Source organism: Desulfohalovibrio reitneri (assembly GCF_000711295.1).
Taxonomy (GTDB): domain Bacteria; phylum Desulfobacterota; class Desulfovibrionia; order Desulfovibrionales; family Desulfovibrionaceae; genus Desulfohalovibrio; species Desulfohalovibrio reitneri.
On record NZ_JOMJ01000003.1, the window covers coordinates 2,134,274 to 2,147,956 of the forward strand.

The 13,683-nt window shown below is 67.4% G+C and carries 14 protein-coding genes; 7 read left to right on the forward strand and 7 right to left on the reverse strand.

The window, feature by feature from the left end; translation table 11 throughout:
• Positions 1 to 36: 36 nt before the first annotated feature.
• The 6 genes from asnB (at position 37) to N911_RS18865 (ending at position 5,062) form a co-directional block, all read left to right on the forward strand.
• Positions 37 to 1,941, forward strand: a complete 1,905-nt coding sequence (gene asnB / locus N911_RS0110715) for an asparagine synthase (glutamine-hydrolyzing) (RefSeq protein ID WP_029896993.1) — start codon at positions 37 to 39, stop codon at positions 1,939 to 1,941.
• Positions 1,934 to 2,299, forward strand: a complete 366-nt coding sequence (locus N911_RS17630) for a glycosyltransferase family protein (RefSeq protein WP_051694197.1) — start codon at positions 1,934 to 1,936, stop codon at positions 2,297 to 2,299. Before asnB ends, N911_RS17630 begins: the two co-directional genes overlap by 8 nt.
• A complete protein-coding gene (locus N911_RS16935; protein WP_138774383.1) occupies positions 2,248 to 3,060 on the forward strand; it encodes a glycosyltransferase in 813 nt (270 codons plus the stop codon). Before N911_RS17630 ends, N911_RS16935 begins: the two co-directional genes overlap by 52 nt.
• Before the next feature lie 64 nt (positions 3,061 to 3,124).
• Complete coding sequence (locus N911_RS0110725; RefSeq protein WP_029896995.1) at positions 3,125 to 3,703, forward strand: hypothetical protein; 579 nt, start codon at positions 3,125 to 3,127, stop codon at positions 3,701 to 3,703.
• A gap of 7 nt (positions 3,704 to 3,710) precedes the next feature.
• Positions 3,711 to 4,862 (forward strand): alkaline phosphatase family protein, encoded by a 1,152-nt coding sequence (locus tag N911_RS16940; protein ID WP_237559942.1) that lies wholly within the window; start codon positions 3,711 to 3,713, stop codon positions 4,860 to 4,862.
• Complete coding sequence (locus N911_RS18865; protein WP_237559943.1) at positions 4,811 to 5,062, forward strand: hypothetical protein; 252 nt, start codon at positions 4,811 to 4,813, stop codon at positions 5,060 to 5,062. The genes N911_RS16940 and N911_RS18865 overlap by 52 nt, the downstream gene beginning before the upstream one ends.
• Positions 5,063 to 5,399: 337 nt before the next feature.
• Here the strand turns inward: N911_RS18865 and N911_RS0110735 are convergent, their stop codons facing one another.
• Positions 5,400 to 6,449, reverse strand: coding sequence for a response regulator (locus tag N911_RS0110735; RefSeq protein ID WP_161781621.1), 1,050 nt, complete (start codon positions 6,447 to 6,449; stop codon positions 5,400 to 5,402).
• Between the two features lie 77 nt (positions 6,450 to 6,526).
• Here N911_RS0110735 and N911_RS0110740 point away from each other — a divergent pair, with 77 nt between their 5' ends.
• The gene (locus N911_RS0110740) at positions 6,527 to 7,003 is read left to right on the forward strand and encodes a hypothetical protein (RefSeq protein WP_051694200.1); all 477 of its coding nucleotides are present in this window, start codon (positions 6,527 to 6,529) and stop codon (positions 7,001 to 7,003) included.
• 188 nt (positions 7,004 to 7,191) lie between these two features.
• On the opposite strand, the gene N911_RS0110745 is transcribed toward N911_RS0110740, so the two are convergent.
• From N911_RS0110745 to N911_RS0110770, 6 genes are all read right to left on the reverse strand, one after another.
• Positions 7,192 to 8,184 (reverse strand): NAD-dependent epimerase/dehydratase family protein, encoded by a 993-nt coding sequence (locus tag N911_RS0110745; protein ID WP_029897000.1) that lies wholly within the window; start codon positions 8,182 to 8,184, stop codon positions 7,192 to 7,194.
• Entirely contained in the window at positions 8,175 to 9,323 is a 1,149-nt protein-coding gene (locus N911_RS0110750; protein ID WP_029897002.1) for an NAD-dependent epimerase/dehydratase family protein, read from the reverse strand. The genes N911_RS0110745 and N911_RS0110750 overlap by 10 nt, the downstream gene beginning before the upstream one ends.
• Position 9,324: 1 nt before the next feature.
• Positions 9,325 to 10,440, reverse strand: coding sequence for an SDR family NAD(P)-dependent oxidoreductase (locus tag N911_RS0110755; protein WP_029897004.1), 1,116 nt, complete (start codon positions 10,438 to 10,440; stop codon positions 9,325 to 9,327).
• 388 nt (positions 10,441 to 10,828) lie between these two features.
• Complete coding sequence (locus N911_RS0110760) at positions 10,829 to 11,287, reverse strand: thermonuclease family protein (RefSeq protein WP_051694202.1); 459 nt, start codon at positions 11,285 to 11,287, stop codon at positions 10,829 to 10,831.
• Positions 11,288 to 11,352: 65 nt separating this feature from the next.
• Entirely contained in the window at positions 11,353 to 12,687 is a 1,335-nt protein-coding gene (locus N911_RS0110765) for a (Fe-S)-binding protein (protein WP_029897009.1), read from the reverse strand.
• A 55-nt stretch (positions 12,688 to 12,742) separates the two neighbouring features.
• Entirely contained in the window at positions 12,743 to 13,678 is a 936-nt protein-coding gene (locus N911_RS0110770) for a universal stress protein (protein ID WP_029897012.1), read from the reverse strand.
• Between the last annotated feature and the right edge of the window lie 5 nt (positions 13,679 to 13,683).

Genomic DNA, 13,683 nt, shown 5'->3' on the forward strand with positions numbered 1-13,683 from the left:
TTGTGGCTGCGGGGGAAGGCTGGTAGCTAGGGCACCATGTGCGGCATTGCGGGCATCTTCGACCCCTCCGGCGGCGACCTGGCCCCCCTGGCCGGGCGCATGGCCGACGCCCTGTCCTCGCGCGGCCCGGACGGACGCGGCGAGTGGGGCGGCGGCGCGGCCGCCCTGGGCCACCGCCGCCTGGCCATCCTCGATCTCTCCCAGGCCGGGGCGCAGCCCATGGCCTCGGCCTCCGGCCGCTTCCGCATCGCCTACAACGGCGAAATCTACAATTTCCGCGAACTGCGCGCCGAGCTTGAGGCGGAAGGCGTCGGCCCCTTCCGCACCGGCACGGACACCGAGGTGCTGCTGGAGGCGGTGGAGCACTGGGGGCTGGAGGACGCCCTGGGCCGCTGCATTGGCATGTTCGCCTTCGCCCTGTGGGACGAGCGGGTCAAGGAACTGGCCCTGGTGCGCGACCGCCTGGGCGTCAAGCCGCTCTTCTACGCCAAGGGGGAGGGCGGGCAGCTCCTCTTCGGCTCGGAGCTCAAGGCCCTGGCCGAGCATCCCGCCTTCAACCGGGAGATCGAGCCCGCCGCCCTGACCCTGTACCTGCGGCACAACTACGTGCCTGACCCCTACTGCATCCACCGGGACGCGGCCAAGCTGCCACCGGGCCACCTGCTCACAGCCCGGCTGGAGGGCGACAAGGTGGTCGTGGACGGCCCCCGCCCCTGGTGGTCCGCCCGCGAGGCGTGGCAACGCGGCCTGGAGAATCCCTTCTCCGGCGACGCGGCCGAGGCCGCCGGGGAAGTCCGGCGCATCCTGGAGGACGCGGTGCGCCTGCGGCTTGTGGCCGACGTGCCCGTGGGCGTGCTGCTCTCCGGCGGGGTGGACTCCTCCCTGGTGGCCGCGTTGGCCGCCCGCCACCACGCGGAACCCCTGCGCACCTTCACCATCGGATTTTCCGACTCCGCCCTGGACGAGTCCGCCCACGCCCGGACCGTGGCCGAACACCTGGGCTGCCGCCACACCGAGCGGGTATTGGAGCCCTCCGCCGTGCGCGAGCTGGTGCCGGACCTGCCCAAGCTCTGGGACGAGCCCTTCGCCGACGCCTCCCAGGCCCCCACCCTGCTGGTCTCGCGGCTGGCGAGGGAGCACGTCACCGTGGCCCTGGCCGGGGACGGCGGGGACGAACTTTTCCTTGGCTACGCCCGCTATTTCTGGGCCCGCCATTTCGAGCACGTGGAGCGTTTTCCCCGCCCCCTGCGCCTGGCGGCCGCCACCCTGTGCAAGGCCTGGCCAGGGGCCTGCTTCAACCTGGCCGGGGAGCGGGGCCGCAAGCTGCGCTGGCGGGCCGGGCTGCTGGCCTCCCGTGACTTCAAGGCCTTCTACCGCGACCTGGTCTCCCACGAGCCCGAACCCGCCCGCTTGGTGCCCGGCGGCTCCGAGCCGCCCACCCCCCTGACCGACCCGGCCTGGAACCCCGCCGGGCTGGACCGCTACCGCCGTATGAGTTTGTGGGACGTGGGCACCTACCTGCCGGGCGACATCCTGACCAAGACCGACCGCGCCTCCATGGGCTGCGGCCTGGAGGCGCGGGTGCCGCTTCTGGACCACCGGCTGGTGGAGCTGGCCGCCTCCCTGCCGCCGGATTTGAACCTGGACGTGGAGGGCGGCGGCAAGGCCGTGCTCAAGGACGTGCTGGCCGACCTGCTGCCCCCGGAGCTGACCACCCGCCCCAAGCAGGGCTTCGGCGTGCCCCTGCCCGAGTGGCTGGGCGGGGAGCTGAAACCCTGGGCCGAGGACTTGCTTTCCCCGAACGCCCTGTCCCACGGCCTGCTGGACACCCAGGGGGTGCGCTCCCTGTGGTCCGGTTTCAAGGAGTGCGACACCTCCCGCGCCTCCCTGCTGTGGAACGTGCTCATGTTCCAGGCTTGGCTGGAGGAGCGCCGTGGCTGAGCCGGTGCGCGTCACGCACCTCATTACCTCCCTGGACCAGGGCGGGGCCGAGGCCTCCCTGGCCAAGCTGCTGGCCTCCATGGACCCGGGCGCTTTTTCCCACCGCGTCATCTGCCTGCTGCCGCCCGGCGTGGTGGCCGAGGACGTGCGGCGAGCCGGCGCACCCGTGGACAGCTTGCGCCTCTCCCGGGGCGTGGTGGCCCCGCTGGGCATGCCGCGCCTGCTGCGCCTGCTGCGGGCCGAGCGGCCGCACGTGCTGCAAACCTGGCTCTACCACGCCGACTTCCTTGGACTGGTGGCGGGGGAATGCTTCGAATCCCCGTGGCCTGGAACATCCGCTGCTCGGACATGGACCTGAGCAGGTACTCCCGCCTGACCCGCATGGTGGTGCGCTCCCTGGCCCTGCTTTCCTCCCGGCCGGGGGCCGTGGCCACGAACTCCCGCAAGGCGGTGGAGGTCCACCAGGGCCTCGGCTACGCGGACCGTGACTACGAGATCATCCCCGGCGGGTTCGACACCGGCAGATACCGTCCGGACCCCGAAGCCAGGGCGGCGGTGCGAGCCGAGTTGGGCGCGGCGGACGACGACGTGCTGGTGGGCTGGATAGGCCGCGACGACCCCATGAAGGACCTGCCCTGTCTGGCTGCCGCATTCAACCGGGCCGCCGCTTCCAACCCCCGACTGCGGCTGGTGCTGGCAGGCAGCGGCCTCGGCCCGGACGACCCCGCAATCAACCTCTTCCAGGACAACGCCTCCCGCTGCAGCTTCCTCGGTCCACGCCGCGACGTGGAGCGAATTTTGGCCGGCCTGGACGCCTTCGCCCTGTCCTCCCGCAGCGAAGGTCTGCCCAACGTGGTGGGCGAGGCCATGGCCGCCGAATTGCCCTGCGCCGTGACCGACGCCGGGGACACCGCCCGCCTGGTGGGCGATACCGGCCGGGTGGCCCCTGTGGGCGATGCCGAGGCCCTGGGCGACGCCCTGGCTTCCCTGGCCGCGCTCCCCGCGGATGAGCGCGCCGCCTTGGGCCGGGCCGCCAGACAACGCATCATCGACCGCTATTCCATCCAGGCCATGGTCGATGCTTACGCCGCCCTGTACCGCCGTCTGGCCGGTCGCTGAGCCCATCCGGACCGCTCCAGGCTGTTGCCATCCCCCAACCCCGGTGTTACATTTTCGTGTCGCCATGGAAGCACAAGTCGTTGATTCCCACCCCGGGGCCACGCTTCTGAACAAGAAGCACCTCCAGGCCCTGCAGGACATCTACAAGTTCTCCGGCATCCGCCGCTATCACGGCATGCTGCCGGAGAAACACGCCCTGCTCTACGACCCCGGCCTGCTTGACTACCTGGAGGAGAACTCCCTCATCGAGGAGGGCACGGTCATCGCCCGCTGCGGCTCCCAGTTGCGCGGCTACCGGCTGACCGACACCGCCCGCCGGGACCTGCGCAAGATGGGCCTGGACCTCACCGAGGAAGGGCAGATCGAGGAAATCCCCACGGACCAGGATTTCGGCGAGCTGACCAAGGAACAGATCAACATCATCCGCGACATCTACCACTTCATCCAGATCAAGAAGTTCAACGGCATCGCCCCCAAGCACGAGGTCGAGGAATACGACAAACGGGACATGAAAATCCTCTACGACCTCGGCTACATCCTCTACATCAAGCTCAAGGGCAAGGCCGTGCGCTACACCAAGGGCTACATCCTCACCGACCAGGCCATCCGCCTGCTGCGCGCCCAGGGCCACATCCTCACCTAGCTTCCCCATGGCAGCCCAGCGCCGCCGCCTGACCATCCTCGGCCTCGACGGCCTCTCCCTGCCCCTGGCCCGCCGCTTGGCGGAACTCCACCGCCTGCCCGCCGTGGCCAGCTTGGCCACCGCCCCCTCCGCCCGCACCGTCCCCTCGGAACTGCCCGAGCTCTCGCCCGTCAACTGGACCGCCCTGGCCACGGCCAGCGGGCCGGAAACCCACGGCGTGTACGGCTTCACCCGCCTGGACCCCACGGACTTCTCCCTCTCCCTGACCGACTTCTCCCACGTCCAGGCCCCCACCGTCTTCGACCGCCTGGGCGAGGCCGGGCTCACCTCCCGGGTGGTCAACCTGCCCAACACCTACCCGGCCCGGCCCATCCCCGGCATGCTGGTTTCCGGCTTCGTGGCCCCGAACCTGCACCGCGCCTGCCACCCGCCCATGCTGGCCGCCATGCTGGAACAGCGCGGCTACCTGCTGGAAGCCGACACCACCCGGGGCGCGGCCGAGCCGGACCACCTGCTGGCCCAGCTCCGCCAGACCATCGCCTCCCGCCGCTCCGCGCTGGACCTGCTCTGGGACGACCTGGACTGGGACTGTTTCTGCCTCGTCCTCACGGAAACCGACCGCCTTTTCCATTTCCTCCTCCCGGCCGCCCTGGACCCGGACAACCACCTCTTCGCCCCCATCACCGCCGTGCTGCGCCAATGGGACGAACTTGTGGGCGAGGTCCTCGAACGCCACCACGACCTGCCCGAACCCAAGCGCTTCATCACCGTGGCCGACCACGGCTTCACCGAGACCATCACCGAGGTGGACCTCAACGCCGTGCTCCGCGACATGGGCCTTTTGCGCCTGCGCCACGAACCGCGCGACGAGTGGGACACCACCGCCATCGACCCCGCCTCCCGCGCCTTCGCCCTGGACCCCTCCCGCGTCTACATCCACACCAGCGACCGCTTCCCCCACGGCCCCGTCCCCCGGCCGAGGCCCCCGCCATCGCCCGGGCCGTCAGCGACCGCCTGGCCGCCCTCCAGCACCACGGCCAGCCCGTCATCCAGCAGGTCCACACCCGCCACGACCTCTACAACGACGCCCCCCGCGCACCGGACCTGGTGGCCACGGCCCACCCCGGTTACGAGCTCAAGGCCAAGCTCGACCGCGTAGACATATTCTCCCTGCACGGCCGCTTCGGCTGCCACACCCCACACGACGCCATCTTCACCGACACAGGGCACGGTGAACCGGGAAGAATGCGGGAAGTGGGAGAGCTGGTGCTGGAATGGTTCGGGATTGGTTCGGGAAGTGAAGATTTCGCCCTTGCGGGCGACCAGGGCCTGCGCGGCCCTGGACCCGCGGCAAAGTAACTTTGCATTTGTGTTCGCGGGTTGGAGCGCGTCAGTGGGATGTATGGGAGCACTCCGGCGAATCGGCGATTGTGGAGCGCGTCTGCCGGTACAACCTCGCCCCGGTCGTTTAGCTTCCCATGCGTGGGACGCGGAATTGGGCTACGGTCTCCCGGCTAAACTTTGCCAGTACCACGCCCCCGAGCGAAGCGAGCGATAGAAAGTTTCCTATGTGGCCCCAGGTCAAGAGGGAGAGGGGTTGGGAGAGGGAGGAAAGCCCCCTTTTTAAAGGGTTTTTTTCCCTCTCCCAATGCCCTGAACGCTCACCCTCGCCAGCCACCCTCCATTCTCTTGCTCCCTAGGCCACGCGCAGTTTCTTGAAGGCGCGGCGGATGTGGTCCAGCCAGGAGGGTTTGCGGGGTTGGCGGCTGGCTTCAAGGGCTTGGGCGAGTTGTTCCACGGTGACCGGCTGGGGGAGCTGGTGGCGCTGGAGCAGGTCTTCGGCCCGGTCCTCGTAGCCCATGATGATGTAGGCCTTGGCCAAGCAGGTGACCGTTTTCTGGCAGGTGGGGGTGAGTTTGACCGCCCGTCTCCAGGCCAGGACGGCTTGGCGGTAGAGTTCCTTTTTCCAGAGCTGTTTGCCCAGTTCGAAGAAGGGGTTTTCGATGGAGCCGCCGTCCTTGAGGACTTCGCCGAAGATAGCCTTGACCTCCATGAAGCGGTCCTGTTCGGCGTAGAGCCAGGCCGCCTTGCTCATCAACCGCAGGAAGGCGTTCTTGTCGCCCTTGGCCTTCCAGGCGCGGGCCAGGCCTTCATAGGCCTCGGCGTAGGCGCGGTTGAGGGAGAGGGCGGTCTTGAAGCTGGTGACGGCCTGGTCGTAGTTGGCCGCGGCCAGGTGGTCCAGTCCCTGCTCCAGGTGGTCGCGGGCGGGGTGGGCGCGGGCGTAGGAGGTCACGGTGCGCTCGGCCTGCCGGGTGCTTTCGCGGCGCATGGCCCGGGCCTTGGCCAGCATCATGGCCGCGGCGGTGGGCAGGCGGGCGTTGCGCTGGGCGCGGTTGATCTGCTGGGAGAGGGCGTCCTGGGAGTACGGCCGCACGAGGAAGCCGAAGCAGCCGGAGGAGACGGCGTCCAGCACGTGGTTGCGGTGGTTCTTGTCCGAAACCATGATTACGGGCAGATTGTGGTGGACGTCGCGCAGGCGGTTGATGAGTTCCGTGCCCGGCATATCGGACAGCACGCGGTCGCACAGGACCAGGTCGGCCTCGTTCTTTTCCAGGTGGCGCAGGACCTGCCCGCCGGACTCGAAGGAGTTGACCTCTTCGGCGCCCAGGTTTTTGAGCATGGACCGGTCAAGCCTTGCGCGGGCCTCGTTTTCCGAAACGACCAGGACGGTTCCCAATTGCGGCATGACGTTCTCCAGCGGCAGTTTTTTCCCTTTTTGGGACATACGCCGTGGAGAATGCAGTTGCGGTGCCAGGAGGATGCATGGCGGGGAAGAACAAGGATTTCGAAGGCTGCGATCTGGAGTACGCCCAGATGCGCAAGGTGCTGGGCAGCGACGCCGAGGTCTGGAAGACCCTGCAGCACCAGTTCGGCGTCATCCATCACCGCATCCAGACCCTTTTCACCCTGGGCGCGCTGGCCATCACCGTCACCGGCTTCTCCGGCCACCGCATGGTGGCCGCCGGGCCGTGGTCCGGCATCCCGCTGGTCATCGGCCTGGTCATCGTCATGGCCGGGCTGCTGGTGGCGTTGTATGGATTCTCGCGACTGCGCTGGATATCCACCTACATCGCGGACAACCCGGAAGAGAGCTTCTGCCGCATCATCGCCGCCCGCAACCAGAAGACCCGCGCCTTCCGCACTTCCCTCAAGATCGTCCTCATCGGCCTCTGCTTCTACGTCCTGGCCATCGCCAACTACCTCATACAGGCCTCGACGGGACAGATGCCGCTGTTTTAGGCGGAAGAGGGATGAAGGGTAGTGGAATGTGAGTATTATCCTGCCCCCGGTCGCGGATTCGCCGAAGCGCTCCCTTCCCTCGCACTCACGCGCGTTAACCCGCGAACACACATGCAAAGTTAGTTTGCCGCAGGGTCCAGGGGGCGCGTAGCCCCCTGGTCGCCCGAAGGGCGAAATCTTCCCAGCCTTTACGTATTGCCCCCAGCGAACCAGGCCACGGTGCGGCGCACCGCCCCGGGCAAGTCGGTGCGGGCTTGCCAGCCGAGCATGCGCCGGGCCTTGGAGGTGTCGGCGTAGTTGCGCATGACGTCGCCCTGCCGCTTTTCGCCGTGGCGCACGGTGAAGCCGGTTATGCCGGCGCGTTCAAGCTCCGGCACCAGGACGTCCATCAATTCCAGGATGGAGGTTTCCCGGGCAGTGGCGATCTGGAAGACTTCACCGCCCACCCCGGGGGCGTAGGCCGCCCGCAGGATGGCCTCGATGAGGTCGTCCACGTACACGAAATCCCGCGTCTGGGTGCCGTCGCCGAAAATCTCCAGCTCCTCCCCGGCCATGGCCTTGCGGATGAACTTGGCCACCACGCTGGACTTGCGGCCGGACAGCGGCCCCAGCACGTTGGAGAAGCGCAGGGCCACGGTCTCCACCCCGAAGGTGTTGTAATAGGCCGAGCAGTAGCCCTCCCCCGCCAGCTTGGAGGCCCCGTAGGGCGAGACCGGCCGTGGCGGGATGTCCTCGCGGATGGGCGGCTCCACCTCCCCGGCGGGCGCGCCGGAGGAGGCGAAGACGAAGCGAGGCACGCCGCCCGCCCGCGCCGCCTCCAGATAGTTGAGGGTGCCGATGACGTTGGCCCGGCAGTCCATGCGGGGGTTCTCCACCGACGGGGCCACGCCGGTGTTGGCCGCCAGATGGACAACAACCTCCATGCCCTCGGCGGCGCGCACGGCCAGGTCCTCGTCCAGGATGTCGCCGGGGACGAGCTCCACCTTGCCCGGGCGTGGCTGGCCCGGCTCAGCCGCCTCCACGAAGTCGCAGGCCAGGGCCAGGTCCTCGCGGGTGCCCACGCTGAGGTTGTCCACCACGCGGATGAAGGGCTCCCCCTCGGCCAGCAGGCGGCGGATGAGGTTGCGGCCGATGAAGCCGCAGCCCCCGGTGATGAGCCAGTTGGCGCGCTCTAGGACCATTTCACCCTCGGCAGAATCTTGCGGTTGTCGATGCGGTCGCGGTTGCGCAGCACCCGCTCCAGCATTTCGCCCAGCACGTCCTCGGTCATGTAGTGCGGCTTGAGCCCCAGATCCAGCAGGCCGGAATGGGCGGCGTTGTAGTAGTGCTCCTCGGCTTCCTTGCGCGGGTTGGGGATGGACTTCACGGCCACGTCCAGGCTGTGAAGCCGTCCCGCGGCCTGGATGCGCTCGGCCAGGTCCAGCACGGTGAACTGCTCGGTGAACTGGTTGAAGATGCGCAGCTCGCCCTTGTCTGCCGGGCTGTTCATGGCCAGCTCCACGCACTGCAGCGTGTCCTTGATGTTCAGGTAGCCGCGCTCCTGCCCGCCTTTGCCGTACACGGTCAGGGGCACCCCGGCCGCGGCCTGTACCAGGAAGCGGTTGACCACGGTGCCGAAGATGTCGTCGTAATTGAAATAGGGCGCCAGGCGCGGGTGCAGGTCGGCCTCGTCCGTGGAGAGGCCGTAGACCGGACCCTGCATGAGGTCGGTCACGCGCAGGCCGTGGGTGCGCACGTAGAACCACAAGAGGTCCGTGTCCTGGATTTTGGTGGTGTGATAGAGGCTGGCGGCCTGGCGGGGGTAGAGAAAGGTGTCGCGGCGGCCCTTGTGCTCGATCTCAAGCCAGCCTTCCTCGATGTCGATGTCCGGGGTGCCGTACTCGCCCATGGTGCCCAGCTTGACGATGTGGCAGTCCGGCGCGTGCCTGAGCACAGCCCAGACGAGGTTGAAGGTGGTGCCCAGGTTGTTGTCCAGGGTCAGCTTGGCCTGCTCGAAGCCCATCATGGAGTACGGCGCGCTGGGCTGCTCAGCGTAGTGGATGACCGCCTCGGGGCGGTGTTCCTCCACCAGCCACTCCATGAAGCGCATGTCCGCGCAGTCGCCCACGGCGACCCGCACCTGGCTGCCGGAGGCCTCCTGAAAGAGTTCCGCCCGCTCCGCCAGGGTGGGCACGGGCAGCAGCGGCTCGGAGTCTGTCTCCAGGCAGATGGTGCGGCGCAGGTAGTTGTCCGCGGCCAGGACGTCGTGCCCCTTGGCCGCCAGGGCCATGGCCGTGGGCCAGCCCAGGTAGCCGTCGCCGCCGAGGATGAGGACGCGCATGTCAGTTCTCCCGGCCTTCGGCCAGTTCTTCCTTGTCCCCCGGCCAGTAGCGGCGGGCGGGGTGGTCCACCTCCCGCTCCGCCTCGGCCAGCAGGTCGTTGTCCAGCAGGAAGCGGCGCAGCTCCTCCTGGTCCAGGGGGGTCTCGTTCTGGGAGTTGTAGGGGTTGTCCACCGTCTCGGAGAGCAGACCCGGGTGGTCGTACTCGATGTCCTTGAACAGCCCGCGGAAGGCGGGTAGCACCGCGAAGTAATCCTCAAGCTCCACGGCCCGGCGGGTCTCCTCGTGGCTCATGAGTTCCTCGTACATCTTCTCGCCCGGCTTCACCCCGATGGTCTCGATGCCCACGTCCTCCGGGTCGTGCCCGAAGCGCGGGGCCAGCTCGCGGATCATGACCTCGGCCAGGTCGATGATGCGGATGACCGGCATCTTGGTGACGAAGATTTCCCCGCCCCTGGCCAGGGTGGCGGAGTCCACCACCAGCCGCACGGCCTGCTCCTCGCTCATGATGAAGCGGGTCATTTCCGGGTCGGTGAGGGTCACGGGGCCGCCCCGGCGTATCTGCTCGCTGAAGATGGGGATGACCGAGCCGCGCGAGCCCAGCACGTTGCCGAAGCGGGTGGAGGCGAAGACCGGGCGACCGCCTCGGCCGGAAAGGTTGGCAGCGGTCATGAGCCGCTCCCCCATGAGCTTGGAGGTGCCCATGACGTTGGTGGGGTTCACGGCCTTGTCCGATGAGGTGAAGATCACCCGCTCCACGCCGCAGCGCAGGGCGGCGTGAACCACGTTCTGCACGCCGATGATGTTGGTCTGGGTGGCCTCGAAGGGCGAGTGCTCGCACATGACCACGTGCTTGAAGGCGGCGGTGTGGAAGACCACGTCCGCGCCCTCCATGACCCGGCCCAACGTGTCGCGGTCGCGCACGTCGGCCAGACGGAAGGAGACCCCCGGCCGGGCGGCGTGCCGCTGCTCGCTGAAGAACAGCTCCGACTCGTTGTTGTCGATGCCCACCAGCTCGGCCACCTTGTGGTCGCGGAGCAGATGCTCCACCAGCCTGGCCCCGATGGTGCCGCAGGCCCCGGTGACCAGCACCCGCTTTTCGGCAATCGATTCGCTCATGGTTCTCCCCGCGGTCCGTTCGTGTTCCGGTACCATTGCCGTGGAACAATCCGCTGTCTCGCCGAACGGATACACGCTCCCGTAGACCCTGGCAAACCAGCGCTAAGTGCGCTCCGGCAAGCCAGGCGGGATGGGGTGGGTGGTGTCGGTTTGGGCAAAAGAAAGGAGAAATAAACAGTTTTTGTTATGCGGGAAATGCGTCAAGCGGTTTTGGAGCCAAGCCATGCCGATCCGCCGGAGCGCTCCCTTCCCTCGCACCTGACTCCCGCCATCCCGCGAATTCACATGCAAAGTTACTTTGCCGCAGGGTCCAGGGGGTGCGTAGCCCCCTGGTCGCTGAAGGCGAAATGTCTTTCTGGTCCTGGGCGCCCGAAGGGCGGAATCTTCCCTACTCCCACATCCCTTTCTTCGCTTTCTTCGCCGTCTCCATGGCCTGTTTCAACTCCCTTTGGTGCTTGCCGTTGGGCTTATAGAACTTGGCCTTGGCCAGACCGGACTTGACGAGGTGGAGGTTGAGGAAGCGGCCGCGGCAGGTGACATAGGCCAGGAGGCGGTCGTAGCGGTCCCGCAGTTCCTGGTCGTAACGTAGATGGAGTCGGCTGCCTTGAGGGCAGTGCCGGACGACCCAATCCTCGGCCTGCTGGCCGTAGGGCTGGTTCCATTCAGGGGCGTCCAGGCCGATGAGGCGGACCTGGGTCTCCCTGGAGCCATGGCGCACCAGCAAGGAGTCGCCGTCGATGACCCGCACGAGTTGGGCTGTTTCCGGCGGGTTGGACTGCTGTTCAGCGCAGGCCGGGGCGGCGAGCAGGGCGGCCAGGAGCATGGCGGCCAGGTACCGGGCGGGCATGCCCCCGGAATACCCCCAGCCGCACTCTGCCGCAAGGTTTCCGTCCGTGGAGCGTAAGATCGGGCTCAGTACTCCACATCCAGGTCGATGCCCAGCCGCTCCCACTGTTCCGCGGCTTCCGCTTCGGCCTTCTCGAGTTCCTTGCCTTCCAGGGGCTCGATGACCAGGGCCTCGGCCACCACCTGCCAGATGTACTTCACCTCGTAGTCGCAGCCTTCGTAGTATTTGGGCAGCCGCTTCATGATCTGGTCGCGGCAGTTGGAGCAGCCAACGACCACCACGTCCGCGCCGCTGCGCTTGATCTGCTCCACCTTGAAGCGGCCGTGGTAGGCGGCCTGCTCCTCGAAGGGCATGGGCCACATGCCGCCGCCCGCGCCGCAGCAGAAGTTGGCCATGCGGTTTGGCACCAGGTCAACGTACTCGTCCACGCACTGCGAGAGAATCCAGCGCGGCTCCTCGAAGAAGGCCTGACCGTAGTGGCGCATGAGTTCCCGGCCGTGCTTGCAGGAGTCGTGAAAGGTGAAGCGTTTGCCCGCGTGGACGCTCTTGTCCAGCGTGATGCGCCCCTGCTCGATGATCTCCTTGAGGTACTCGTAGAGGTAGATGAATTCCACTTCCGAGGTCTCCGGGCTCTCCTGAAGGCAGTACTTCAGCCCGGTGCGGCAGCCGTAGGAGCCGCCCCCGCAGTCGGGCATGATCATGCGCTTGATGCCGTGCTGGCGCATGTAGTCGATCTTGCGGCGGGCCAGCTTGCGGGTGCCCTCGTAGTTGCCGGTGAACAAGGCCCAGTCCACAGCCTCCCAGCCGGTGGAGGGAACGGTCCAGTTCTCCCGGGCGGCGTAGAAGATCTTCCACCACCAGTACTGGTCCTCAAAGTCGCCGTAGACTTCCTTGGAGTTGGGGAAGAAAAGGATTTCCGCCCCGTCCTTGTCCACGGGCACGTAGAAGCCGGGGCACTCCTCCTCGGCCATTTCGGCGCCCAGCTCGGCCATGCCCTGCAGGTAGTCCTCCAGGGGGATGCCGAGGTTGTTGCCGGTGTCCAGGTTCTGCTGCGCCCCCTTGTGCAGGGTGCCGGGCACCTTGTCGCGGTCGCGCAGGTGCTTGAGGTGCAGCATGAGCGGGGCGATGTCCACGCCCGCCGGGCAGTTCTGGGTGCAGCGGCCGCAGCCGGTGCACAGCCAGACGTAGTTGGAGTCCACCACTTCCTGGAGCATGCCCAGGGAAAGCATGCGCAGCACCTTGCGGGTGTTCCAGTCCTCGTATCCCGGGGCGCAGGAGGTGGGGCAGCCGCTCACGCAGCTGCCGCAGGTCATGCAGGCGCTGAGGTCGAACTTGTCCAGGTACTCGCGCACTTCCCCCGGCAGTTCCCGGGGGTGGATGATCTCGGCGGCTTCGGTCATGTCTGCCTCCGGCGCGGAGCGCGGCTCCCAGCGCCGCGCTCCGCTCGGGTGGGGCTCAGGCCTGGGTTTCGGCCTGGGCCGTGGTTTCGGCGACCGCGCCGGTCTGGTCGTACATCAGGCCGCAGCGCAGGTCGAAGTGCTTGTTCACGCTCATGGTGGGGCAGGCGGAGTTGAGGGCCACCTGGATGACGGTGGAGCCCAGAAGCGCCTTCTCGGGGTCCACCTCCTTGGAGTGGTGGGCCATGATGACAAGCCCGGCCTTGTTGATGCGGGCGGCCTTGAGGATTTCCGTTGAGGGCTTGCCCTCGGTGCACTCGTAGTCCACCTTCTCGATGCCCTTCAGCCGCTCGGCGAATTCCTCGCGCATGCGGTCGCGGTTCTCCTGGATGATGGCGTCCATCTGCTCCTGGGGCGCGCCGGACTCCTGCACGTGGAGGATGATGAGGCGGGACTTGTAGTGGCGGGCCATCTGGCCGCCGTAGTTCACGGCGCACTCCGCGGGCTTGGAGAAGTCGGTGCAGACCAGGATGGTGTCGAAGCTGCACTCCGGCTTGCCCACCTCGGAGGTGACGACCATCACCGGGCAGGGCGCCCGCTGGCTGACCCGCTCAAGGGTGGACCCGGCCATGCCCCACATCTTGGAGCGGCGCTCGGTGTACTCCTTGGTGTGCGGGCCCATGACCACCAGATCGGCCTTCTTCTGCCGCACCAGCCGCAGGATCTCGTTGTAGGGGATGCCCGCCTTGACCAGGATTTCCAGATTGGGCACGCCCTCCAGCTTCTCCTTGTAGTAGGTTTCGATGTTCTCCCGCAGGCGCTGGCATTCGCCGGAGGCCTCCAGGTGTTCCATGTCGCCCCAGCCGCGCTCGATGCCCGTGACGTAGGTCAGGTAGAGCTTGGAGTCGAAGCGGCGGGCGTAGGCCAGGGCCGCGTCCACGGCGCACTCGCAGATTTCCGAGGGCGTCACGGCGAGAATGATGTCCTTGAACATGGCGT